This window comes from Hyphomonas oceanitis SCH89, from assembly GCF_000685295.1.
GTDB lineage: Bacteria > Pseudomonadota > Alphaproteobacteria > Caulobacterales > Hyphomonadaceae > Hyphomonas > Hyphomonas oceanitis.
In genome coordinates, this window is sequence record NZ_ARYL01000004.1 from 1 (window position 1) to 25,125 (window position 25,125).

The following is a 25,125-nucleotide window of genomic DNA, read 5'->3' on the forward strand; positions in this document are numbered from 1 at the left end:
GGGAGGTGGCTGGCCGCAAAGCGGCCAGACGAAGGGGCCCCTTATCCAACCCCAAACCACCCCGGCGTATAATACGCCCGATGTCGGACTACAGCCTCTTCCGCCCCATGCAGGGCTTGCCATGGTACCTCGTACTGATCTGGCCGGTGATCTATTTCAGAATCCAGCGCCTGATGGACTGGTTCCAAATCAATGGCGCCCCGGGCTCGCAAATGTTCTGGGGCCTCAGCAAAACAGGCCACGCCGTCCTGATCCGTGCATCCGACGATCTATCCGGGCATCGTTCGGGCTGTTTTCTGGCTCCGGTCTCGCCTCGGCTGAGACTCGCCCTAACCGACGAAACAATCAGCCCGTGTCCCCTGCGCAGGCAGGGGCGCGGGCGTGCGCCTGGCCGGAATTCGCCGCCCCTGCCTGCGCAGGGGACACGGGCTTACTTGCTGCCGCTGCCGCATACCTGACCCGGAACTAGCTCCCGAAAAACAGCCACCACCCCGCAAGCGCCCTCACAGGCGCCGCACGCGCAGCGACTTAAGCCGCCACGACCCGCTCATCTGCCGGTATGGCCTTCAGGATGAACCCGCCGCCGAGGATTTGTGTCCCGCCCGTCGGATCATAAAGAACCGCCGCCTGACCGCGCGCCACGCCTTCTTCCGGCTCATCAAACCAGATCACCGGAATATCGCCCTGCCAGCCAAGCCTGCCCATCACGGGCGGCCGCGTTGACCGCACACGCACCAATACGGGCGCGCCGGCATCTGCCGCAGATTCCAAGCTTCCGGCGCCAAGCCAGTTCAGTTCTTCCAGCAACAGGCCGGAGGTCATCAGCGCCTCGCGTGGCCCGACAACAACCCGCCGGTTCGGCGCATCAATCTTGACCACGAACAAGGGCTCACCCACGGCCACGTTCAGTCCGCGCCGCTGACCGATCGTGTAATGAATAACGCCCTCGTGCTGTCCAAGCACGCGGCCATCAAGGTGCACGATATCGCCGCCGCGTCCCGAGCCGGGCCGCAGCTTCTCCACCACTTTCGCGTAGGAGCCTTCCGGCACGAAACAAATGTCCTGGCTGTCGGGCTTGGCCGCGACCGGCAGGTTGAACGCGTCGGCCAGTTCGCGCACTTCCGTCTTCGGCAGGCCGCCGAGCGGGAAGCGGATATAGTCCAGCTGCTCGCGCGTCGTGGCGAACAGGAAGTATGACTGGTCACGGCTCGCGTCTGCTGCGCGGTGCAGCTCCGGCCCGGCTTCGCCATCCGTACGCCGAATATAGTGGCCCGTTGCAAGGCAATCAGCGCCAAGCTCCTTCGCGGTGCGAAGCAGGTCCGAGAACTTGACGGTCTGGTTACAACGGATGCACGGGATCGGCGTCGACCCGGCAAGATAGGTGTCGGCGAAATCTTCCATCACCTGCTCGCGGAAACGGCTTTCATAATCCAGCACATAGTGCGGAATACCGATCTGGTCGGCCACATTGCGCGCGTCATGGATATCCTGGCCCGCGCAGCAGGCGCCCTTCTTCTCTATGGCGGCGCCATGATCGTAGAGCTGTAGCGTGATACCGATCACGTCATAACCCTCGGCCTTCAGCATCGCAGCCACAACAGAGCTGTCGACCCCGCCCGACATGGCGGCGACAACCCGCGTATCAGCGGGGCTTTTCGCAAATCCGAGAGAGTTCACGCCGCCCGTCCAGGCAGCGGTTTTGGTATCTGTCATCTCATACTCCCACCGGGTTCAAGGCCCGGAGCAGCTTCAGGAACGGCGCATATAGCGCGGGATCGCGGAAATTGCGAGGGCTGACCTCAGAACCAGGCCCGGACACCCGCCACGAAGACTGCGCGATCAGTGTCCTCGCCTGCCGCCTCAAGATAGTCTGCCGTCCCGCCAAAGCTGCCCTGCCATTCAACGCCGACATAGGGCGCAAACTCGCGAATGAATTCATAGCGCAGGCGCAAACCCGCATTGAAGCTGGTCAGACCCGAGCCGGTTTCGAGTTCAGGAATTTCCTGAGCCGAAAGCTCCGCTTCCACGCGCGGCTGAAGGATCAGGCGCTGGGTGAGGCGGAATTCATACTCCGCCTCCATGCGCGCCGTCACGTCGCCCTCGCTGCTCAGGAAAGCTGCGGCATCCACTTCAAACCAGTAGGGCGCGAGACCCTGAATGCCGAGCACGGCATGCGTGCGCCCCTTCGGCTCAAGATCGTAACGCACGCCGCCCTGAAAATCGAAATAGGGTGAGATGGCCCGCGACCAGAGTGCCTGAACCTCAGCCTCTTCAAGCTCGTCACTCTCCAGAGAATAGTCGCCCTCACTCTTGATCCAGAGCTTGTTCACGTCGCCGCCATACCAGGCATTTCCTTCCCAGACGAGCGTGTCGCCTTCGTCAGATGATTGCACTTCCAGCCTGTCAGCCATGACATAGAACTGGCGCGTATCGCCATGATGGTCGAGCACATGATGGCGCGCGTGAGCCATTTCATCGGCATCGAAATACTGATCTGCCATGGACCAGGGCGGCGAGGACTCTTCAGCGAAGACAGGTGCCGACGCTGAAACAGCAAAGATAAAAAGCGCCAGAGTACGGATCATCGCTTCATGTCCTCTTCGCTCATGGCATCATGATCCATTTTGGAGTGGTCCATCTTCGAATGATCCACCTCACCCTGAGGCATGGATGAATGATCCATGGTGGAATGATCCACCATCTCATGCCCCTGATGATCCGCCATCGGCATCGCCTCTGCCGGCAGGATGGTCACGACCTGCATCATCCCCGCTGCCATGTGGTAAAGCAGGTGGCAGTGGAACGCCCAGTCGCCGACATGTTCGGCAGTGATATCCACAGACACCTTGTCCGCCGGCTTCACGATCACGGTATGCTTGCGTGGCAAGCGGCCGCTCGTTTCAGCGCCGGGTATGACGAGGTCGAAGAACATGCCGTGCAGGTGGATCGGGTGAGGCATCATCGTGTCATTGATCAGGGTCAGCCGCACACGCTCGCCCTCATGAAAGCGGATGGCCTCCGTCACTTCGGAAAACTTCACGCCGTCAAACGACCACATGTAGCGCTCCATATTGCTCGTGAGGTGCACGACAATCTCACGTCCCGGCGCGCGCGTATCGGGGTTCGGCTCAAGGCTGCGCAACTGGCTATAGGTCATCGTCCGGTGGCCGACATCGTCAAGGCCAATGCCGGGCTCGTCCAGCCGGCTCATGGGCATGGCCGCAATATTCGCAACGCCCGGACCCGTTTCGATATCGGCCTCCATCGACACCATCTGTACGGCGGGGCCGTGCGGGTCAGGCATCACGTGGCCCATCGCAGCGTGGTCCATCTTGCTGTGATCCATGGTGACATGATCCATCGCCGCGGGTTCTTCTGCGCCCATCTCCATCTGCCCATGGCCCATGGCCGCATGGTCCATGCCCATGTCCTTCATCGAGAGCGTTGGCACGGCACGCAGCTGAGGCACAGCGGCCCGCATGCCCGGCTTCGGCCCGAGTGTCGCAACCGCCTGCCCCGACCGGTCAATCGACTCGGCGACGAACGCGAAGGCCTCGGCGACCTGCGGCGTCACGATGACATCATAAGTCTCCGCCACGCCCATCTGGAACTCGTCCACTTCGAGCGGCTTCACGTGCTGGCCGTCTGCCTGAACGATTGTCATAGGCAGGCCCGGCATGCGCACATTGAACAGGGTCATGGCCGAGCCATTGATGATCCTCAGGCGCACGCGCTCCCCCGGATTGAATACCATGTTGAAATTGTCCGCCGTCGAGCGACCATTGATCAGGTAGGTATAGGTCGGCGCGCCAACGTCGGCGATATCGCGCGGCGACATGCGCATGGCGCCCCACATGGCCCGGTCGTCCAGCGCTTTGCCGAGCCCTTCTGCCGATACGTCGTGCAGGAAGTCACCCACGGTGCGCTGCTGGAAATTCTGGCTGTCCGAGTGCTTCTTCAGTTTGGCAAACAAGCGCTCCGGCGCGCCATAGGTCCAGTCGCCCAACACGAGTACGTACTCGCGGTCATAGTCGACGGGGTCCGCGCCCTTAGGGTCAATGATGATCGGCCCGTAATGGCCGCTCTGCTCCTGCAAGCCCGAATGGGAATGGTACCAATAGGTGCCGTTCTGCGGCACGGCATATTTATAGCTGAACGTCTCGCCCGGCCTGATGCCAGGGAAGGACACACCCGGTACACCGTCCATCTGGAAGGGCACGAGCAGGCCGTGCCAGTGGATTGATGTGTCCACATCCAGCGTGTTGGACACGTTGAGCTTAATCTCGTCGCCCTCACGGAAGCGCAACAGCGGTCCCGGCACAGAGCCGTTGACGCCGGTTGCTTCCGTCGCGCGCCCATTGATGCGGACAGGAAACTTGCCGACCGTCAGGTCGAACTGGTTGCCTCGCAGCATGGGAATGCCGAAATTGCCTTCACCGGACGTGCGCGCCCAGGCGGGGGCTGCAATGGCGCCAGTGGCCATTCCGGCAGCAGTGTATTGCAGAAAACGGCGTCGATTGAACATGGGCAGCCTCGAGCGGTCAGGAATCGGGATTCCCTCCCATATAGAGTGATTACCCGTGACCGGCAAAGATACCCTGCAGGGGTATTTGGTCACATAGCAGTGATCAGTGGCCGCCGCCAAAGACGCCGGTCCGGACATTGTAGTCCACCGCCAGCGCATAGTCCGGATCATCGTCTTCCTCGATCATCAGCTGGCCGGCCCGTTTTAGCAACTTGTGACAGTCATGGCTGAGGTGGCGCAGCCGCAGGGTCTTGCCCTCGGCCTGATAACGGGCTGCGAGATCCTCGATGGCCTGTAGGGCGGACTGGTCGACCACCCGGCTGCGCCGGAAGTCGACGATCACGACATCCGGGTCGGTTGCCGGGTGGAAGAGATCAGCGAAGCTGTCTGTCGAGCCGAAGAAGAGTGGGCCTTCGATCTCGTAGACATGTGCGCCGGGCGTCCGGACACTGTCGCGTTCGATGACATGGATGCGCCGGGCATTGTTCCAGGCATAAGCCAGTGCCGAGACGATGACGCCGACCACGACGGCTGTCGCGAGATCATAGGCAACGGTCACACCGGTCACGAGCACGATGACGAACGCATCCATCAGCGGGATACGCGTCATGATGCGAAGGCTCTGCCAGGCGAAGGTGCCGATCACGACCATGAACATCACGCCGACCAAGGCTGCGAGCGGGATGCGCTCGATCAGGCTGGAGCCGACCAGGATGAAGGCGAGCAGGAAGAGCGCAGCGGAAACACCCGATAGGCGCGTACGCCCACCAGATTTCACGTTGATCATCGACTGGCCGATCATCGCGCAGCCGCCCATCCCGCCGAAAAAGCCGGTGACGACATTGGCCGTGCCCTGCGCCAGGCATTCCTGCGAGGCGCCGCCGCGCTTGCCGGTAATCTCGCCGACAAGGTTTAGCGTCAGCAGGCTCTCGATCAGGCCGATGGCGGCGAGGATCAGCGCATACGGGAAGATAATTTCAAGTGTCTCGAACGTCAGCGGCACAGTGGGAACAGCAAAAGGCGGCAGGCCGCCCTGCACGGAGGCAAGGTCGCCTACGGTGGGCACATTGAGACCAAAGCCGATGACGATGCCCGCGACAATGCCGATACCGGCAAGCGGCGCCGGAATGATCTTGGTCAGTTTCGGCATGCCCCATATGATCGCCATGGTCAGTGCGGTGAGACCCAGCATGATAACCAGCGGCGCGCCGTTCATCCATTGTCCCCCGGCAAAGCCGTGACCCGCCGCCTCGCCCGTTCCCGGCACCTTGAACTGGCCAAGCTGGGCCAGGAAGATCACGATGGCGAGCCCGTTGACGAAACCAAGCATGACCGGATGCGGCACGAGGCGCATGAACTTGCCGAGCTTGAAGATGCCAGCGAGCAATTGAAGCACGCCCATCAGAACGACGGTCGCGAACAGGTATTGCGCACCCATGTCGCCCACGCGCGGATCGTGCACCAACCCGACCATGACGACCGCCAGTGCGCCGGTTGCGCCGGAGATCATCCCCGGACGACCGCCGAAAAGTGCCGTAATCAAGCCGACGATAAACGCAGCATACAGGCCAACCAGCGGCGCAACGCCTGCCACGAAGGCGAAGGCCACGGCCTCTGGCACGAGTGCCAAGGCGACGGTCAGGCCAGCCAGAAGTTCGGTCTTTACGCGCATGGGTGTCATGGCCGACAGGCCATTGCCTGCCCAGTCGGCACGCGAGATGCGATCGGCAAATGCCGCGAATGTCGATTTCACCATGTCTGGGGCCTGCCTGTGTGTTTCAGCCGTAAGGAGGTGTGCCCCTCATACAGGCATCATGTGGCATTGCAACGATGGGGCTGAGGGCAGTTCAGGCCGCTGAAGCGGCTGCGTTGGCTGTTCCCGCAGCGACCCAGGCGCCGCGGAAGTCCCTTGCCGGCTCAAGCTTTTCGGTCAAACCGATCAGGCCTTCGCCCTGCCCCAGCAGAATGAGACCGCCCGGCATGAGCTGGTGGGCGAGGTTGTCGATAACGGAAACCCGCGCCGAACGCGCCATCCCCGACAACACGTTACGGCAGATGATGACGTCGAACTTGCCGAGGCCGGCAGCACTTTCCAGCAGGTTGTGCTGGCGGAAGCTGACATGACCCCGGAGGGCTTCACTGGCTTCCCACTGCCCGGTCTCAAGACGGGTGAAATGCTTGGTCAGGCGGTGTATCGAGAGGCCCTTCTGGATGTCATAATGGCCGTAGCGGCTGATCCGGGCTTTCTCCGTCGAGACTTTGCAAATGTCAGTCGAGAGGATTTCGATCTTGGCGCCGCGAAGGGCCGCCGGCAGTTCGTCTTCCAGCAGGATGGACAGCGAATAGGCTTCCTGACCGGTCGAGCCGCCTGCAAACCAGATTTTCAGGCGTCCAGTGTTCGAGGCCTTCAGGCGCGCAGGCAGCACCTCGGCGAGTACACGCTGCAGCGTTTCGCGCTCGCGAAAGAAGCGCGTGTCCTTCGACACAAGGGCGGCGGCAATTTCAGAGATGAAGGCGGGATTGGCGCGGGATTTTATGCAATGGACCAGATCTTCCATCGATCCGAAGCCTTCGCGGCGCGCGATCGGCGCCAGACGGGCCTCGATAAGGTAGGCCTTGGATTTAGGAATCGACGTGCCGGCCCCCTTCAGGGCCAGATCCGCCAATTCGTTAAACACCTCGTCCTGCATATCCCGCTCCGCAACCGGGCTTTTCTAACCCTTAATCCTTACCAATATCGGCGCTTTTATTAAGAAATCTTTCAAATAAGGCCGACTTCTGCAAACTTGCTTTCAAGAATATCAGCGTCGAACGGCTTCATGATGAACTCATCTGCGCCCGACCGGATCGCTTCATTGATGTGTTCGGCGTCATTCTCAATAGAGCAAAACACCACGAGCGGTTTCTTGCCGCCCTCTTCCCGGCGCAGGGCACGCAGGAAATCAAGACCGTTCATGACCGGCATGTTCCAGTCCAGCAGCACGGCATCAGGCATGCTCTCGCGGCAGGCTTTCAGCGCCTCTGCGCCATCACCCGCTTCCCGAACATCGAATTTCAGGTCCTGGATGATACGGGCGGCGACTTTCCGGACGACGCGTGAGTCATCAACGATCAGGCAGGATTTCATGGTCTGTCTCCAAAGGCGGGCGAACGCGTCAGGTTAACAGGTGCCCCATGAGCGTTAATAAATCGCTGCCGGCGGCTGATAAACCCGGATATCCCGTATTCACCCCTCCGCCCGTATCTGTGTGGCCATGATGATCGCCACGTCGTCGCCTTGCTTGGCGGTGATTTCACCTTCCAGGCTGTCGCAGATCATCTTGGCAAAAAGTGGCTGGATATTGTCGGGCTTCCAACCGTCTTCCGGTTCAATGCCCTGAACAGACCGGGCAGCCTCATCCTTGAGCTTCACCCGTTCACCGCGGCTCGAAACCGTCATGGTCATGCCCGCAGCCTCGTTTCGCACGCGTGCGTTGATAACACCGCCCCGTGGCAGCGTGTCGATGGCCATCATGATCAGGTTCATCAGTAGCCGCGCATGGGAATAGCTGAGGTGGTCGGTCGCAATATCCCACTCAATGCTGGGCTTCAGGCCGTGGAGGAAGTTCTCCGTGATCTTCTTGAAGTCGTGCATGTCGGCTGTGCCGGCCTGGAGGCCGAGTGAACCATAGGCGTAGCGCAGGAACTGGATCGTCGCCGCCGCTTTTCTGGCACTGCTGCGGAGCAATTCCTCGAACTGCTCGTCCATTTCGGAATCGCCCGGTTCATCCAGCATCTCGAGGGCGCTGGTGACGCCTGAGACGGGAGACACGAGGTCATGGCAGATACGCGACGCGATGAAGGCTGAAAGCCGTGCAGGATCGATCATGGAAGGTCCAGCCCGTTGTTTGAATGCGAATGTCCGCAAAATCGAGTGAGCCGCGCCTCGTGTCAATCAATCGGGTATGAAAGTCTTGCAACAGGCTGCATCAATCCTCGGGCGTGTCAGGTCGATCGATATCGTCATAGCCATGCTTCGCACTGTGGAAAGATAACAGAAAGAGGCCCGCCGAGAGCGCCAGCGTGAACACACCGCCAGCGATATAGGCGCCCCAGCCAAGGCCAGTGACTTCGACGCCCATACCCTGCCAGAAAAAGGTCAGCCCCCACAGCACGGCTGCGAGGGCTGCAAAGGCTATGATGATAACCAAGACCAGCTTGCGGGACATCGGGTTTTCTCCTGTCCCGCCGCCGGGCAAGGGCTACACTATTTCTGTTTCCAGGCGCCGGATTCGTCCATGTAATACTGGCCAGCCGCCGTCTTGGCGATCTGCTTTTCGCCCGTCACACGGGCAACTTGAGCAACCGTTGTGCCCGTTTGCTGGGACAATTGCTCATACAAAGCGCGTCGCTTGTTGTTGATTTCCTGGACCTTACGGACCACGGCGGGGTCAGCCGAGCCAACAACACCCAGGTAGCCGTCAATACGCTCACCCACCTGGCCTGCGGAAATGGCGGCCTCAAGTTGGGGGTCAGCCGCGTGGGCCGCAGGCGCACTGACAATGGCCAGCGAGGCGATGCTCAATGCGATAAAGAGATTTTTGATCATGTTCATGACTATATCCTTCCGTCGCTATTCAGGAAACAGGTCAGGGTTATTGGAGATCAGGTCTTCGACTTCCTTGTCGAGCTTGATGCGCACTTCCTGATCGATCTTGACGTTAAGATTGATGGTAATCGGCTTGTCGGATGGTTCGATGCGGATCGTCGGCGTGCAGGCCGACGCAAGGGCTACGCATCCAACCAGAAGAATTGTCTTTGGCGGGGTCATCAGAAGGGGGACTCCTTTCATTCACGCGCGAACATGACACGGTTCGCCTTAACGTCAATCGATCAGACGGTTGCCTGTCATTCAGCTTCAGTCTCCGGCTTGGACTTGGCCAGATCGACAATGATGTCCACGAACTTGTCCTGCTGGGTCGCATAGGATCCGCTTTTCACAAGTTCTCCGAGCTGGGAATCCAGTGTGAGATTGAACTCGAATGCCTGACCCTTTGGCATGGTGAGCTTCTTCCCGAACGCCAGCGGGCGCGTATTCTTACCCAACAGATGAACGCTCGCCACGGTCCGGTCCATCAGGTTGCCGGTCAAGCCGACCTCGAGAACCGAGAATTGTAGGTCTTTGAGCGCGTCAAAGGCCAGTTTCGCATTTGGGTCGCTCGCAGCCGCAGAGTCCACCGCGTCGCCCGTATAGGCAATCCGGCCACCATTTGCGTCAGCGGACAGCCGCGCATCGCGCACCTGAACCTCATTATTGACGAAATCGACCGGGAAGCGACCACTGACCGTCCCCGTTGCCTGCACATCCGGAAGTTTGAGAACCGCAACGAGATCACTCAATTCAATGGCGTCGGCTGTGACCTCCACGCGCTGGTCGTCGCCCCCGAGCGTCCACTCAAGTGGCGAAAGCGCGACGCGTCCACCTGCGAAGGGGAAGTAGGCTTTCTCGATACCGATAATCTTGCCGTCGATCAGATGGAACTCGATATGCCCATCTGTCAGTGGGACGCCAATATTCATCGATCCAACCGTGACGACCTGTCCCCTGTCCGTCGTCAGCGCGAGAAGGTCGCTGAAGCGGATATGGCCATCGATTCCCGTAACCCGACCGAGGCGCGTCGTCTGGAAGCCGAAACTGCTAACCGTGACTTCCCCCGTTCCTGACAATTTCCCGGAATTGATGTCGATATCCGCTAGGGCAGACATGTCGCCTTCCGCGAAGGTGAACACGCCGCGCAGGCGCTCCGACAGCATGACGGGTTGCAGCCCGCCCGTGCGGAACTGGAGTGGTTTGGAACGGATCGCCGCCTTACCGGTCAGCTTTATGATGTCCATGTTCAGCGTCGTGTCCGCCACTGTTGCGCCACCTGCCTTGAGGCGTAGCGGGCCCGTCATCAAAAGCTGGCCGTCTGTAAGCGTAGCACTCAGATCCGATATAAGCGGCTGGTAGAGCGGATCATCGCGATAATCCTTGATCAGGACGCTATTGGCCTTCAGTGAACCAGAAAGACCGCCTTTCCCACTGTTCCCGTCAAAGGAAAAACTGTCAGCGGATACATTCGCGGGCACCAGCGTGCCGCCAAAACGAGTTGCCCCAAGACGCGCCGAAAGCTTTGGCGCGCCCTTTCCAGTCGCAATCCCCATGCGCAAGGCATCGCCTTCTATCGTCAACGTGCGATCACCTATCGTGAGCGGCAGGTCGAGCGCCTTCGCCAGGACTGTCATTGCAAGCCCGCCCTTGGCGGACCAGTCTACAGTGGCGCTTGAAAGCCCCAGCGTTCCGGACGTTGATCCGGTCGTGAACGGAAGATGCACATTTCCGAGCGTCACGGCGCCTTCGGGATCAGAGACGTTCTCGCGAATAAAGCCTTTGCCCTGCGGGCATATGTCGAGACTGACCGGATCGGCCTTGATACTGCCAAACACGAAGCCCTCGCTCGATGCCTTGACGCATTTCGTGCCCTCCGGGGTCACCTGCCAACCAGCCTCGCCACGTGTGACATGGATGCCCGCATTGATGTCCGTGTTTTTGAGATCAACGCCCGACACCAAGCCGGCGAGCGAGAGCCGCCCGCGCGTGCGCAGGTCAAATGCATCTGCCGCACTCGATAGGCTGAACGTCGAAAGGTCGGCTGACACGGTTTTACCGCCTGCCGCCCATGGCTTCAGCAGCAAGTCATGAGCCTTGATGTCGAAGCCAGCCGCGCCCTGCTGCAGCTCATCAAGGCCCAGCTGGATCGTCGGGGCACCGCCGCCTGCAAGGCTGATATCCCCGCTCACCAACACTTCCTGACCGCGCACCGAAAGCCACGGACCATCCGCCCCCGGCACAATACCCAGCCGCATGCCAGATTTTGTCGTCAGAACGGTCTCACCGCGGCTTGAGACAGATATGAGGTTGGCGCGGCGACCCGCGCTAAAATTCATTGTGAGATCGAAGTCGGCGAGAGCACGATCAATTGTCGACCGCAAAGCGGCGCCATGATCCGAGAAGACGCCCGGGAGAGTGACCGGCTTGGTGACCTTGCCGCGCGTTTCCGGCGAAAGCTGCGTCGCCTTTGTGGCGACGCTGCCTGTATATAGCAATGTACCCTCGGCAGACCGGCTAAGAACGCCGCTGGCAGAGACGTCTCCCGCCTTGCCTTGTGGCGCGACGGCCTGCCTGGCCTCGACAGCCACAGGGCCACCGATATTGCCGCCGTCACCTTTCAGGTCTGCTTCGATGCTGAGAGAGTCTGCCCCATAACCGCCGTAACTCGCCTTCTCGGATTCCACCACGATGCTCGCCCGCGTGAGGGCTGCCATGACAGCCTCAGCTGACAGGCTGGGGAGTTCCGTGAAAGCTGCAGCCCCATTCGTTTGCGTTGCGCGCAGCTCGCCACCTGGGAAGGCCGCCTCCGCGACAGAGCCCGTCCAGTTCATCTCCATCGGGCCTTCGCCGACATCAGCAGCGTCAATGGTCATTTCGAGAAGGGCATCCTTGACCGAGATGCCCTTTAGATTTGCCTGCTCCAGAGCGACATTCGCCCCGCCGGAAATCCGTCCCTTGTCAGCAGAAAGCGTCACCACGCCCTCAGACCACTGAAATTCGGAATCTCGCGTTTTCAACGACACCGGGTCCACGACAAGATCGAGCTTGCCGCTTTGCGGGAAAGTCCCACTCATCGATACGGAGGCCGAGAGCTCACCCGCGTCGGTGGCGAGAAAGATACGTCCGTCTGTTATGTCGATGGCGGGCAGCTTGAGTTCGCTATTTTCCTTTTCACCGGACGAACCGGCAAGTTTTTCGAGCCCGTAGAATTTCACGCCCTTGTCGTTCAAGATGCCGCGTACGATTGGGCGGTCTATGGTAACGCCTGTCAGCTCCGGGCTGAAAAGATGCGGCCAACCAAGCCGCGCGCTCGCTTCCTGCGCCTCAAGTGGAACGTTGCCGCCTGCGCCTATCTTCAGCGCGCGGATTGTCGCTCCGCCAAAGCCCAGCTGCGTGAATTTCCCTTCACACACGAGATTTCGGGCTTCGCACCAGCCGGCAAAGACTCTGTTAGCCATAGGCTTGCGCATCACCCATCCGGCCGCGAGCACGCCAACAAGCAGGACGATGACCGCCAGAACCGCCCAACGCCCCCACCGAACAGGCTCCAGCGGCGTTTCATCGACCGATTTGCCTACATTTTTGTCATCTGGTGTATTCACTGTGAGATCCGGCTTGCATCTTGCTAGTCCTGAAACCTAAAGTCCTAATAAGGCAAGAAGGCCAAATTTAGCGTGTTCTGGTTTCTTTAACACGCAAATGACAGAATGGATGCTTGTTCAGCCGCACCTGCTATAATGCGGGCGGAGGAACTCGGGAGAGACGGGACGTTACGCGTGGAAAAAAACACGGAAAATGAACCCCCAAAAGTACCGCATTCCAAGCGGAACTTGTCACAGGGGCTCAAAAGCCTGGCGGTCCTGTTTGTGCTGGGGTCTGCCTCAGCTGTCGCCGGGCTATTCATGGTCGATTCCTCGGGCCAGCCCACGCATGGCACTGCGGACGCCGCAACGCCCCTACCCCTGGCGGTTACGCTGCTCAGCGCGAGAGACCTGGCCCAACCGAAAATTCTTGAACACGAAACCGGCACCTTGAAGCCGCGGGAGACGCTGACAGAACTAGTCGTCAGCCTCGGCGCCAACCACCAAGACGCCAATGGCGCACTGCAGACATTGTATTCAGGTGACCTGCTTGATGCCCGTCGTCTCCGGCCAGGCCTGAAAGCCGAAACTTATCTCGATGGCGACAGACTGACGGCGCTTTCGATCCGCGCCGAATCTGACCGCAGCCTGCTGATCACGCGTGACCAGGACGGATCCTGGGAAGCCACCGCCCTCAATGCCCGCCTGACACCCAGCTACAAGCGCGTCGCCGCATCAATCAATACTTCGATCTATGAGACGGCCCGCAGTCTTGGCGCCGGTGACCAGCAGGTCGTCGATTTTGCTGATGCTTTCGCCTATGACGTGGACTTCCAGCGTGAAATACATCCTGGCGACAAGTTTGAGATTGTCTACGAGACCTATGTCGACGAGCGCGGCAATCCCGTGAAAACCGGCAATGTGGTCTTCGCCTCGCTCAATGGTAAGGCCCTGAGCCGCGACTTTTATCGCTTCACGCCCAGCGACGACCAGACGCCGGACTATTACGATAGCAATGGCGAAAGCGCGACCAAGTTCCTGATGAAGACGCCCATTAATGGCGCAAGGCTCTCATCCTCCTTTGGCACGCGTCGTCACCCGATTTCCGGCTACACGCGCCTCCACAAGGGCACCGACTTTGCGGCGCCTTCAGGCACCCCGGTTTTCGCCGCAGGCAATGGCGTCGTCGTCCGTGCCAATCGCTATGGCACCTACGGAAATTTCGTAAAAATCAAGCACGCAAACGGCTATGAAACGGCCTATGCGCACCTCTCCCGCTTTGGCAAAGGCATCAAGGCTGGCACCCGCGTGCGTCAGGGCGACATCATCGCCTATGTCGGCTCGACAGGCGCGTCGACTGGTCCGCATCTGCACTATGAAGTGTACATCAAGGGTACTGCGGTCAACGCCATGGCGCTGAAGCTGCCTACCGGCCGAAAACTCGCAGAATCCCCTGAAATTCTTGCGGAATTTGCCGAGAGGAAGGCCGACATAGACCATATCCGGGCTGAAAGCGGCGCTGAGTTCAATCAGGCCCTACTGGTATCGGCGACCACCCACCAACCCTGATTCCCCGTCAGATGCAGTTCCACCCCTGAAAACGCCGCGCATGGCGTATTTCTTGCTTTTTGTGACCTGAAAAACTTCGCGCGGCCCTCCTTAAGGCCCGTCAGGGATATCAGGCATGAAACATCAAATACAAAGACCGGCACACGTCGACCGGTCGCTCCGCCCACATTACGTGGCAGAATGGGTGGTTGCAGGCCTTGTCGTCCTGGGCATGCTGATGCTCTTCGTCTTCGTGCGGCCGCAACAGCCGGGAAGCCTGACCAGCGCAGATGCGGCGCAAGCCATGCTCGATTTCCGCGATAACATGCCATCAGGCTCGACAGCCGAACGTATCGGCCAAGTCACGTCCGGTGCTGCCGCGGCTGACGTGCTGGAAGTGCTGGGCGCCAGCGCGACAGATGCCGCTTCTGCCGTCTCAGCGCTCCGCCAGACAGGCCTGGTTGATCGTAAACGCATGCGCCCCGGCACGGCCCTAACCGCTTATTTCGACGAGAGTGCGATGGATGGCGAAACGAGCCGCCTGATTGCCGTATCGATCAAACCGAATGCCAAGAACACGTTGCTCGCGACGCGACAGGCCGATGACAGCTTTTTCGTGAGCGTCCTGACAGCCCGTCTGGTCACGTCGCACCGCCGGGCAGCCGGCATTATCGAAACAGACCTGCAGACAGCTCTCGTAGCAGGTGGCGGCACACCAGCACATGCGGCAAGCCTTGCCGCCCTTTTTCCCGATGACACCGTCCTGGCGACTGGCGGCGAGCCTGGAGACCGTTTTGATACTGTGTTCGAGGTCGCCGAAGACGAACGTGGAAATTTCATCGAGAACGGTGATCTCGTCTTTGCCGCCTTCAACGGCGAGACCAGTAGCGGAAGCTGGTACCGCTATACACCGGTAGACACAGGCCGAACCGAGTTCTTCGACGCGAATGGTGTCGCTGCGCAGCCATTCCTGACGCGCTATCCCATCGGGCGTGTGGCGATCAATTCAGGTTTCGGCCAGCGTTATCACCCTCTAACGGGACAGCTCCACCTGCACACCGGCATCGACTTTCGCGCCCCTGCCGGCACGCCAATACAAGTGGCCGGTGATGGCATAGTGGAATTCATGGGCTTCAGCGAAGGCTACGGTCGCCATATCCGGGTGCGTCACAAGCGCGGCTATGAAACGCTCTACGCCCATATGTCGGGCTTCGCTGGGGTGGCATTGGGTCAAATGGCCAAGGCGGGCGACGTTATCGGCTATGTCGGCGATTCAGGATCGGCAACAGGCCAACACCTTCACTATGAAATCCGGCGGGACGGCCGATGGGTCAACCCGATGACCCTTGAACTGCCCTCGGGCCGCAATCTGGCTTCAGATCCTGCCGAACTCGCCGCGTTCATGAAACAGAAGGGGGAGATCGACGTCCTCAGAGGCGCGACCGAAGGAGTGGCACTGGCAACCGCCTCCACCTTTTTGCCTGTCATCCAACCCAACAGCCCATAAAAAAAGCCGCCGCACCTGCCGGAGCAGATGCGGCGGCCATGATAAAATGCCAGGCGATCAGTTGAGGACGGCACGCCCCTTGGCGAAATCGTTCGGCACGCCATTGATCGAAAGCATGTCACCTTCAACCCCGACATGGATCGTCTCACCGTCGGCAATACGACCTTCGAGGAGCAGGCGCGCGAGCGGATCCTGCAACTCTTTCTGGATCACACGCTTCAATGGCCGGGCGCCGTACACAGGATCATAGCCGCGAGCGGCCAACCAGTTGCGGGCATCAAGGCTTAGGTCGAGTTTCATCTTGCGCGCCGACAGCAGCTTTTCGAGATGAACCATCTGGATGTCGACGATATGGTCGATCTCACCACGGCCGAGACGTTTGAAGAAGACGATCTCATCAATGCGGTTGATGAACTCCGGCCGGAAATGCATCCGGATAGCAGACATCACGCTCTCGCGCGCCGACTCCGACACCTCGCCTTCGTCGCCACTTGCAAGCGCATCAGCGCCGAGGTTCGACGTCATGATGATGATCGTATTCTTGAAGTCTACCGTGCGGCCCTGGCCATCGGTCAGACGACCGTCGTCCAGCACTTGCAGCAGCGTGTTGAAGAGGTCCGGGTGGGCCTTCTCGACTTCATCGAACAGGATGACCTGATAGGGACGCCGCCGGACAGCTTCCGTCAGAGCACCGCCTTCATCATAGCCGACATAGCCCGGAGGCGCGCCGATTAGGCGGGCCACCGAGTGCTTCTCGGAATATTCCGACATGTCGAGACGCAGGATCGCCGTGTCGTCGTCGAACATGAACTCGGCGAGCGCCTTGGTCAGCTCGGTCTTGCCGACGCCGGTGGGGCCGACAAACAGGAAGGAACCGATCGGACGGTTCGGATCCTGAAGCCCGGCGCGGGCGCGGCGGACGGCATTCGAGACCGCTTCAAGGGCCGCGTCCTGACCGACCACGCGGGCCCGCAGGGCATCCTCCATATGGAGCAACTTCTCGCGTTCGCCTTCCATCATCTTGTCGACAGGAATGCCGGTCCACTTGGAAACGACACCCGCAATATGCTCAGGACGAACGACTTCAGAGACGAGGCCATCTTCGTCATCCTCGGCGCCTTCGACATCCTTGATCTGCTTTTCAAGCGCAGGGATGGTTGAGAATTTCAGCTCCGAGGCACGCGTTAGGTCACCCGTCCGCTGCGCTTCCGCCATATCGGCATAGGCACGGTCAAGCAGGTCCTTGGCATTGGCCGTGCCCTTCAGCTTGTTCTTCTCAGCCGACCACGCGGAGGTCAGCTCGTCCGACTTGGCCTGCAGGTCAGCGATATCGCCTTCGATCGTTTTCAGACGATCAATCGATGCGGTATCCTTCTCCTTTTTCAGCGCTTCGGCTTCGATCTTCAGCTGTAGGAGTCGACGATCAATCTCGTCCAGCGCTTCCGGCTTGGAGTCGACCTGCATACGAAGGCGCGAGGCAGCTTCGTCCATCAGGTCGATGGCCTTGTCTGGCAGGAAGCGGTCTGTAATGTAACGGTTGGACAGCGTCGCCGCTGACACAATCGCCGCATCCGAAACACGCACACCATGGTGCGCCTCGTACCGGGCTTTCAGCCCACGGAGAATGGAGATCGTATCATCGACAGTTGGCTCATCGACAAATACAGCCATGAAGCGACGGGCCAGAGCCGGATCGCCTTCCACATATTTGCGATACTCATCCAGCGTCGTCGCGCCGATACAGTGGAGCTCACCGCGCGCAAGGGCCGGCTTCAACAGGTTTGAAGCATCCATTGCGCCGTCGGATTTTCCGGCGCCAACAAGCGTGTGCATCTCGTCAATGAACAAGATGACGCCGCCAGCTGCCTGCTGAACCTCGTTGAGCACGGCCTTCAGCCGCTCTTCGAATTCGCCGCGAAATTTAGCGCCGGCAATCAGCGCGCCCATGTCGAGCGCAAGCAGGCGCTTACCCTTCAGGCTTTCGGGCACATCGCCATTGATTATGCGCAGCGCAAGGCCTTCGGCAATCGCCGTCTTGCCAACGCCGGGCTCACCGATGAGAACGGGATTGTTCTTCGACCGGCGGGACAGGACCTGCATTGTACGGCGTATTTCCTCGTCACGGCCAATCACCGGGTCGAGCTTTCCATCGCGCGCATCCTTAGTCAGGTCACGCGCATATTTCTTGAGTGCCTCATAGCCTTCTTCGGCATTGGCGCTATCCGCCGTGCGCCCCTGGCGCAATTCGGTGATGGCAGCGTCCAATGATTTCGTCGTTACGCCGGAGCTTTTCAGGACTTCAGCTGCAGGGTCACCAGCCAAGCCGGCGATAGCGAGCAACAGACGCTCGGTTGTGACAAAGGAATCGCCCGTCTTCTTTGCGCTGGCTTCAGCGTCCTGGAACAGTTTGGCAGACGCCTGCTCAAGCCGCAGGCCATTATTGGCGCCAGTCACCTTGGGCAGCTTGCCCAACGCCGCGTCGACACCTTGAACAACCAGTTCGGGGCGGCCACCGGCCGCACGAATCAGGTTCACGGCCAACTGGTCGCGATCCTCCATCATGGTCTTCAGGATATGCGCTGGCGTCAGCGTCTGGTGCCCGCTCGCCAAAGCGGAAGTCTGGGCGCTCTGAACAATCGCGCGAGCGCGTTCGGTATATTGTTCAATATTCATTGTTATCCCCTCTCAAAGGCAGATTCGGTTTGGTTGAGGCCCCGCTCAGCAGCGGCCTGCAGTGATGAATTGGATTTGGGGAGTGATGCCGGGCCATACAAGACGCGCGACATACGACAGGATCAATCGCGTCTCAGGATATATTCCCGGTCCACTTGTTCGCCGACGGGAAAGTTATATTCGCCCACTTTGCGAAATCCGTAACGGGCGTAGAATCGCTGCGCGCCCTCATTGCCGGACCATACGCCGAGATACAGGGGTGGTCGGCCGGATATGTCCACCCATTCGAGCACGCGCGTCATCAGCGCGCCGCCTATGCCGGAGGACAGCGTTCCCGGACGCACATAGAGCCGATGCAATTGGAGGGCCCCTTCAGGGATAGGATCGACGGGCAACTCGCAAGGACTGGCCTGCGCATAGCCAGCCAAATGACCGTCCGGCGCCTCAGCCAACCAGATCGGGCGACCTGGCGCACCAATCTGGCACTTCCAGCTTTGGAGCGCATAGTTTTCGGCCAGATAGATCTGCAGATCGACCGCGCTATAGAGATGCCCGAAAGCCGCAACGAATGAGGAGATGCCGAGGTCCCTGAGGGCCTCTGCATCCTTCAGTGTTGCAAGACGTATCAATGTCTCAGAGCCGCATGAGGGCGATCCCGCCCATCTCAGTCTGCAGTTGTCTCGGCCGAATCGTCTGCGCGCGCTTGCTCATCCGTTTCGGACGATGCTGATTTGCGGCGACCACGCGACAAGGTCTTCATCACGCCATCCGTCACGGCTTCAGGCTCTTCAGACGCATCCTTGGCGCGATAAGGCTTCCGGCGAGACTTCGGGCGATCGCCGTCGGCCTTGGGCTTCGAACGGCTCTCTTTGGGTGCCTCTGCCTTGCTGGAATCTGAATCGTCGCTGGCGTCGATGACCTTCAGCGAATCCGGCTTGCCATTGTCATTGTCCGTATCGCGGGCATTGTCACGATCATCCTGGTTATCGTCCGGACGCGAACGCGATGTCACCTGAACGGTGGCTTCCTCGTTGCTGTCGTCGGAGTTTGAATCATCGTCTGACGAATCATTACGATTATCGCGGTCATCACGGCGATTGTCGCGATCATCTCGGCCGTTGCGCTGTTGCGGCTGCTGGCGATCCTTGGCTTCCATCTGTTTCGCAACGATGCGTTGGTAATGCTCGGCGAACTGGAAATAGGCCTCAGACAATACGCGGTCGCCGCTCGTTTGGGCGTCCCGGGCATATTGCTGGTACTTTTCCAGCACCTGCTGAGCAGATCCACGGATCTTCACGTCCGGACCAACACTTTCATAGTGCCGGTTCGGATTGTTGTGATTGTTGTTATTATTGTTACCGCCTGAGCGACGATTGCGCCCGCGTGAGCGTTTCATGAATGTATATCCCGTTTCATGCGCCTGCTTTTTGTCCTGCAGGCAGTTCCCAGCGCAATTGCCGAAGGAAGTGCTGTGGCCGAGCCCCGTTTTGCGAGAGTCTGGCGAGGGTGGAGCAGACTTGCCATACGCGGCTTCCAGCACCTCACGCATAGCTTCTAGCCTGTATTATTCACTCCGCCAAGCAAAAATATGCGTATTAACCTATGGGCTGCCGGGCCCATACAACCCGGTCATTCCCGCCTAGATCCTTTGCACTGCCGATGTCGGTCAACCCGGCGGCCGCCAGAATCGCCCGCACATCCCCCTGCTGATCATAACCGATCTCGAAAACAACCGGCGTTCCGGGCTTCAGGCGGGCCTGGGAAAGCCCTGCCAGTTCCCGATAGGCATCCAGACCATCCGCCCCACCGTCGAGGGCCGCGTCCGGGTCGTAAAGGCGCACTTCCGGGTCGAGAGAGGCAACGACCTCGGTACGAATATAAGGCGGGTTGGAGATGAGAAGGTCCACTGATCCCCAGCCGGACCATTCGGACCATGGCTGAACCGCAAGCTTTGCACGGATTTCCAGCCCATGCTGCGCGATATTCTCTGCCGCCAGCGAGGCCGCCGCCCCATCTGCCTCAACGCCTGTTCCTGATATATCCGGCCGCGTCACGAGCAGCGCTATCAGAAGGCACCCGGAACCGGTTCCAAGGTCAGCAATTTCCAGCCCGGGACTATCCGGCAAAAGGCGGAGCGCCGCCTCAACCACAGCCTCGCTATCGGCGCGCGGCACCAAAGCCCGCGCATCCGAAATGAAGTCCAGGCCAAAAAAGGAAGTTGTTCCGGCAATATGCTGGAAGGGCACGCGTGCCTCGCGCTGGCCGACCATGCGATCGAATGTCTCCCTCACATCGTCTGGCGTCGCCATATGGCCCCTGAGGATGAGCTGGGATGTCGTCAGGCCAGACGCCAGCGACATTAGCAGGCGGGCTTCCCGTTGCGGGGATTCGATGCCAGCCTGCCGGAAGCATCCGGCGGCCCCAGCCATCAGATCCGTATAGGTCGGGCGGCTCAGTTCTCGTTCTCCATGGCCGCCAGCTTGCGGGCCTGGTCTTCCGTGATGAGGGCTTCGACCACATCATTCAGCTTGTCGCCCGTAATGATCCGGTCGAGCGAATAGAGTGTCAGGCCGATACGGTGATCGGTCATCCGATTTTCCGGGAAGTTATAGGTCCGCACCTTCTGGCTGCGGTCGCCTGAGCCGATCTGGCTTGCCCGCGCTTCGGCGCGTTCGGCATCCTTGGCCGACCGCTCGCGCTCATAGAGGCGGATCTTCAGCTGATCCATCGCCTTTTCGCGGTTCACGTGCTGGGATTTTTCGGAGCTGGTCGCAACTAGGCCGGTGGGCAAGTGCGTGATGCGAACGGCCGAGTCGGTCGTGTTGACGTGCTGGCCGCCTGCGCCAGACGACCGCATCGTATCGATGCGGATATCTTCAGGACGAATATCGATCTCGACATTCTCCGGCGCCGGGAGGACGGCTACAGTGGCCGCAGACGTATGGATACGCCCTTGCGTTTCCGTCGCCGGGACGCGCTGCACCCGATGCACGCCGCTTTCCCATTTCATGTGTCCGAACACACCGTCACCAGACACGTTGGCAATCAGTTCCTTGTAGCCGCCCGCATCACCTTCTGAGGCATCAACGATATCGACCTTCCAGCCCATGATCTGGAAATAGCGCGAATACATGCGGAACAGGTCGCCTGCGAACAGGGCCGCCTCATCGCCGCCGGTGCCGGCGCGCAATTCGATCACGATATCGGCCTTGTCATCGACATCCTTGGGCAGGAGCAGGACCTGAACTTCCTGCTCAAGGGCCGGCAAACGGTCCTTGAGTTCCTCGACTTCATCGCGCGCGAGTTCCGCCATGTCCGCGTCGCCGCTGGCGACAAGCGCTTCAGCTTCTTTGAGCTCCTTGCGGGCCGACATCAGCTCGCGCGCCTTGTCGACCACCGGCTTCAGGTCGGAGTGTTCTTTGGACAGGGCGATGATTTCAGCGGTTTCGGTGGTCGCGCCCATGCGGGCTTCGACCTGTTCGAACCGGTCGATCACCTGCTGTAGTCTGGAAGGAGAAATAGTGGCCATAGCGGCCCTTTAGAGCGGTTTTGAGGGCGCGTGAAGCGCCCTCGCTGCCACATCTGCAAGCTAGAGCAGAATTCGCACGACCTCATGCCCGGCGATAATGAACAATGTGATCGAGGCCAGGGCGAAGACCATGAACCGCACCGCCACTTTGGGCGACAGGATCTGGACGAAGGAATGGACAATCCGCAGGCCCACATAGATCCAAGCCATCAACTCCATGAAGTTGCCCTGCCCGCCCGTCAGCGCAGCGAAGAACATCAAAGCGTAGAAGATGGTCGGCTGCTCATGCAGGTGGTTGTAGTTGTCGGCCACGGAACGGACATTGGCGGGCATACGATCCCCATAAGTGCCCGGATGGCGGGCCGCATCGGGATCGATCTGGGCCTTCTGCATCGCCGGAATGCGTGTGGCATACATCCAGAGCCACATTACGAGCGTCCAGCAGATCAGCGCGAGCACGGGCAATAGAAGTTCAACAATTACAGACATTTATAGCTCCCTCAGCTTTTCTTTTACGGGAGATTAGGGATCAATTCGCCATTTGAACAGCAGTTTCAGGAGGCGCAGCCTTATCTAAATGCGCTGCCAGAAAGGCCGTGAAGGCATCAATATCCCTGGGCACGATGCTATGCCCGCCGGGGCGCAGCCAATAGGCGAGATTCGATTCAGGGTCGAATGCCTGCATGCCCGCGTCCGAAAGCCCCTCCGCCGCATCCGCCGCGTAAACGGCAGAGGCAGCCTCAGCGGCGCGATACGTGGAATTGGGATCAGACCAGACATCCCTCCGGCCATTGCCCAGAAGCACGGGCGTTGGCGCTAACAGGGCCAGCAATTCGTGCTGATCCACTGGCAGACTGGGAAGATCCGTCAGATAGGCCTGCACACGTGGCGACAGCCAGTGCGGATAGGATTTGGCCATGCGCGCAAGGCCCTCGCCCGTTTCAGACCGCGACAGCGCCGCCCCTGCAAAACCGGACTGATGGGCGATCACAGCCGCGATACGGCGATCCCACACGCCCGCCATCAAGGCAGATTTGCCATGCCGCGAATGCCCCATCACCGCCATGCGTTTGCTATCAATGCGGGGGTCTGCTTCCAACACGTCCAGCGCCGCCGAGAAGCCATAGGACCATGCCATCAGCGCACTCGTCGGACTGATCGGGCCGCCCATTCTGGCCATCACGGCCTGCGCCTCGCCATTCTTGTCCGGCACGAGTTCACTGGCGTAGAAGCTGGCATAGGCCAGGCCCGCATCGAAATAGCGCGAGACCGGCACCTCAGCTATGTAGCGGCCGAAAATCTGGGTCACCACCTTTCCCATGATGCCATCCATTTCCGATCCGTCACAGAAAGACATGTCAGCGGCGGTGACGGGCTCCCCGGGAAATGAGGCGCAGTTGGTCGAGAATGTCTGGCTGACGACGACAGGCAAGGACCGATCTGACTTTGGAAAGGCCGCAACGAGATGGAAGAGGCGCGCGCCCTCGCCTGAGCCTATCGTAACTGCCGATTCCTCAAGCGTGCCCCGGCCATCCAGATAATCAGGATCGACAACACGCCACGGGCTGAAGGCGACAGCCATGCCTGTTGGCCAGGGGCCATAAAGCGTGTCCTCGAATGCCTGCTTTAGGTCCTCACGCACCGCTGGATTGCCAGTGATTGCCTGCACATCAAGGGGCGGTTGGGGAAGCGCCTTGTTACTTGTTTCGAGGCTCGCATAATTCATGCCGAGCATGGTGCAATTGGACATCACCAGAACCGTTATCCCTAACGCGATCAGCAGCGGCATCCGCTTCAGAAACCAGATCATGCGGGCAAACCTCTTTGCTTGGGACACGTAGCACCCAACTCATACCGCCATTTGTCGATTTGGGCAGGCCCTTCACGAAAACGTGGCTGTCCCATGGTCTTCTTTAAAACAAGGCCTCTGTGCTGATCAGTCCGCAACAAATTTCGCACTTGCAGGGTCAATCTCGGTCTGCACTATGATCTGATGAAATGGATCGCCCTTGTTATTGGTTGTGTCTTCGGCCTCGCTGCTGGCACAGCGTCTGCGCTTGCTGCGGCAGGTATAGTTGGCCCCGGCATGCGTTTGGGCGGCGTCATCGACGCTAATGGTTGGCTGAGCGACTGGACCGTCGGATCCCCAAGCGCCAATCCTTGGACACGGGCATATATTGCCCGCCGCGGCCTCCTCGCCCTTACCAAGGAAGAAGCCGTCTACTTCACCCGCGCAAAAGACGATACCGGCCGGCCCCTCACAGAGGATTGCACCTATCGCGTCAGCGGCGAGACGATGCCCGCCCTTTGGTGGTCGGTTACGCTGTACGACGCGAAGAACTACCTGCCCCCCAACACTGATCGGGCGCTCGCCTACGATCTGACCAAAGCCACTAATGCCGGTCAGGCCGAGAATTGGTCTTTCCTCGTTGCGCCTGTGCGACCGGCAGAAGGCAATTGGGTGTCCAGCCGTTCTGCCGACAACTTTGACCTGACCTTGCGCCTCTACAAACCCGATGCCGCGCTGCTCGACGATCCGGAATCAGTTCTGACCCCGCCGTCGATTGAACGCCTGTCGTGCGGAGGCCAATCCTGATGCGCAGCTTCCTGACAGGTCTCGTCGCGTTTCTCGTTACCTTTGCCTTGGCGCATTTTATTGTGCTGAACGCCGTGCCTGGCAAGATCATGTCCAAGGTGCGTGAGCGGATGATGGCTGGCGGCCTGCCCACACAACACTGGCAGATGACACCTCGCGTCTCCCCGGAGAACCAGCGGGTCGTTCGCCCCGCGCCAGATCTTGCCTACGCCATCTGCGTGATAGACTTGGCGGACGGCCCTGTCGAACTCGATGTTCCGGCCTGGAACGCCTATGGTTCACTATCGGTATTTTCTGCGCGGACAGACAACGTATATGCAGGCTCGCTAGACGCCCGTGCGGCCGGAACGCCGCATATGCGACGCATCGTTGTGGCGACAAGCAAGCAGGACGTACCGGCGGCAGGGGACGCTGAAGTCGTGCGGGTTGAGAAACCGGAAGCGCTGGCCCTCATTCGCCGCCTCGCTCCGACGCAGGAGGCTTATGAAGCAGCCGCCGCCCTCATTCCTGAAAGCCAGTGCAAGCCGCTCTAGCGC

Annotated in this window: 23 protein-coding genes; 5 read left to right on the forward strand and 18 right to left on the reverse strand. The window is 59.9% G+C overall.

Annotation, left to right across the window (positions count from 1 at the left end; genetic code table 11):
* Positions 1–80: 80 nt before the first annotated feature.
* Positions 81–458: a hypothetical protein gene (locus HOC_RS03805; protein WP_035535979.1), complete on the forward strand. Its 378-nt coding sequence runs from the start codon at positions 81–83 to the stop codon at positions 456–458.
* A 70-nt stretch (positions 459–528) separates the two neighbouring features.
* Here HOC_RS03805 and mnmA read toward each other — a convergent pair whose 3' ends face one another.
* From mnmA to HOC_RS03860, 11 genes are all read right to left on the reverse strand, one after another.
* Positions 529–1,713: a tRNA 2-thiouridine(34) synthase MnmA gene (gene mnmA / locus HOC_RS03810; protein WP_035535980.1), complete on the reverse strand. Its 1,185-nt coding sequence runs from the start codon at positions 1,711–1,713 to the stop codon at positions 529–531.
* 86 nt (positions 1,714–1,799) lie between these two features.
* Positions 1,800–2,585, reverse strand: coding sequence for a copper resistance protein B (locus tag HOC_RS03815; protein ID WP_035535981.1), 786 nt, complete (start codon positions 2,583–2,585; stop codon positions 1,800–1,802).
* Positions 2,582–4,525 (reverse strand): copper resistance system multicopper oxidase, encoded by a 1,944-nt coding sequence (locus HOC_RS03820; protein WP_035535982.1) that lies wholly within the window; start codon positions 4,523–4,525, stop codon positions 2,582–2,584. The genes HOC_RS03815 and HOC_RS03820 overlap by 4 nt, the downstream gene beginning before the upstream one ends.
* A 103-nt stretch (positions 4,526–4,628) precedes the next feature.
* Positions 4,629–6,281, reverse strand: coding sequence for a SulP family inorganic anion transporter (locus HOC_RS03825; RefSeq protein WP_035535983.1), 1,653 nt, complete (start codon positions 6,279–6,281; stop codon positions 4,629–4,631).
* Positions 6,282–6,372: 91 nt separating this feature from the next.
* Positions 6,373–7,215 carry a CheR family methyltransferase gene (locus HOC_RS03830; RefSeq protein ID WP_035535984.1) on the reverse strand — a complete coding sequence of 281 codons (843 nt, stop codon included), beginning with the start codon at positions 7,213–7,215 and terminating at the stop codon, positions 6,373–6,375.
* A 71-nt stretch (positions 7,216–7,286) separates the two neighbouring features.
* Positions 7,287–7,652 (reverse strand): response regulator, encoded by a 366-nt coding sequence (locus HOC_RS03835; RefSeq protein ID WP_034738230.1) that lies wholly within the window; start codon positions 7,650–7,652, stop codon positions 7,287–7,289.
* Between the two features lie 99 nt (positions 7,653–7,751).
* Positions 7,752–8,393, reverse strand: coding sequence for a histidine phosphotransferase family protein (locus tag HOC_RS03840; protein WP_035535985.1), 642 nt, complete (start codon positions 8,391–8,393; stop codon positions 7,752–7,754).
* 100 nt (positions 8,394–8,493) lie between these two features.
* Entirely contained in the window at positions 8,494–8,733 is a 240-nt protein-coding gene (locus HOC_RS03845) for a hypothetical protein (RefSeq protein WP_035535986.1), read from the reverse strand.
* A 38-nt stretch (positions 8,734–8,771) separates the two neighbouring features.
* Positions 8,772–9,119 carry a YdbL family probable chaperone protein gene (locus tag HOC_RS03850; RefSeq protein WP_035535987.1) on the reverse strand — a complete coding sequence of 116 codons (348 nt, stop codon included), beginning with the start codon at positions 9,117–9,119 and terminating at the stop codon, positions 8,772–8,774.
* 18 nt (positions 9,120–9,137) lie between these two features.
* On the reverse strand, positions 9,138–9,335 hold the full coding sequence (locus HOC_RS03855) for a YnbE family lipoprotein (protein ID WP_035535988.1): 198 nt from the start codon (positions 9,333–9,335) through the stop codon (positions 9,138–9,140).
* Between the two features lie 77 nt (positions 9,336–9,412).
* Positions 9,413–12,757 (reverse strand): intermembrane phospholipid transport protein YdbH family protein, encoded by a 3,345-nt coding sequence (locus HOC_RS03860; protein WP_035535989.1) that lies wholly within the window; start codon positions 12,755–12,757, stop codon positions 9,413–9,415.
* A 264-nt stretch (positions 12,758–13,021) separates the two neighbouring features.
* Here HOC_RS03860 and HOC_RS03865 point away from each other — a divergent pair, with 264 nt between their 5' ends.
* On the forward strand, positions 13,022–14,305 hold the full coding sequence (locus HOC_RS03865; protein ID WP_241766888.1) for a M23 family metallopeptidase: 1,284 nt from the start codon (positions 13,022–13,024) through the stop codon (positions 14,303–14,305).
* 115 nt (positions 14,306–14,420) lie between these two features.
* A complete protein-coding gene (locus tag HOC_RS03870; RefSeq protein WP_084146122.1) occupies positions 14,421–15,791 on the forward strand; it encodes a M23 family metallopeptidase in 1,371 nt (456 codons plus the stop codon).
* 57 nt (positions 15,792–15,848) lie between these two features.
* Here the strand turns inward: HOC_RS03870 and clpB are convergent, their stop codons facing one another.
* The 7 genes from clpB to HOC_RS21015 form a co-directional block, all read right to left on the reverse strand.
* Positions 15,849–18,464 (reverse strand): ATP-dependent chaperone ClpB, encoded by a 2,616-nt coding sequence (gene clpB, locus HOC_RS03875; RefSeq protein ID WP_035535990.1) that lies wholly within the window; start codon positions 18,462–18,464, stop codon positions 15,849–15,851.
* A 122-nt stretch (positions 18,465–18,586) separates the two neighbouring features.
* Complete coding sequence (locus HOC_RS03880; RefSeq protein ID WP_035535991.1) at positions 18,587–19,093, reverse strand: GNAT family N-acetyltransferase; 507 nt, start codon at positions 19,091–19,093, stop codon at positions 18,587–18,589.
* 35 nt (positions 19,094–19,128) lie between these two features.
* Positions 19,129–19,860, reverse strand: a complete 732-nt coding sequence (locus tag HOC_RS21010; RefSeq protein WP_084146134.1) for a DUF4167 domain-containing protein — start codon at positions 19,858–19,860, stop codon at positions 19,129–19,131.
* A 199-nt stretch (positions 19,861–20,059) separates the two neighbouring features.
* On the reverse strand, positions 20,060–20,893 hold the full coding sequence (prmC, locus tag HOC_RS03890) for a peptide chain release factor N(5)-glutamine methyltransferase (protein WP_035535992.1): 834 nt from the start codon (positions 20,891–20,893) through the stop codon (positions 20,060–20,062).
* A 23-nt stretch (positions 20,894–20,916) separates the two neighbouring features.
* Positions 20,917–21,993, reverse strand: a complete 1,077-nt coding sequence (gene prfA, locus HOC_RS03895) for a peptide chain release factor 1 (protein WP_035535993.1) — start codon at positions 21,991–21,993, stop codon at positions 20,917–20,919.
* Positions 21,994–22,053: 60 nt separating this feature from the next.
* Positions 22,054–22,482, reverse strand: coding sequence for an MAPEG family protein (locus HOC_RS03900; RefSeq protein ID WP_035535994.1), 429 nt, complete (start codon positions 22,480–22,482; stop codon positions 22,054–22,056).
* Between the two features lie 40 nt (positions 22,483–22,522).
* Positions 22,523–23,803 carry an alpha/beta hydrolase family protein gene (locus tag HOC_RS21015; protein WP_051624504.1) on the reverse strand — a complete coding sequence of 427 codons (1,281 nt, stop codon included), beginning with the start codon at positions 23,801–23,803 and terminating at the stop codon, positions 22,523–22,525.
* 183 nt (positions 23,804–23,986) lie between these two features.
* Here HOC_RS21015 and HOC_RS03910 point away from each other — a divergent pair, with 183 nt between their 5' ends.
* Positions 23,987–24,589 carry a DUF1214 domain-containing protein gene (locus tag HOC_RS03910; RefSeq protein ID WP_035535996.1) on the forward strand — a complete coding sequence of 201 codons (603 nt, stop codon included), beginning with the start codon at positions 23,987–23,989 and terminating at the stop codon, positions 24,587–24,589.
* Complete coding sequence (locus HOC_RS03915; protein ID WP_035535999.1) at positions 24,589–25,122, forward strand: DUF1254 domain-containing protein; 534 nt, start codon at positions 24,589–24,591, stop codon at positions 25,120–25,122. The genes HOC_RS03910 and HOC_RS03915 overlap by 1 nt, the downstream gene beginning before the upstream one ends.
* Positions 25,123–25,125: the final 3 nt, after the last annotated feature.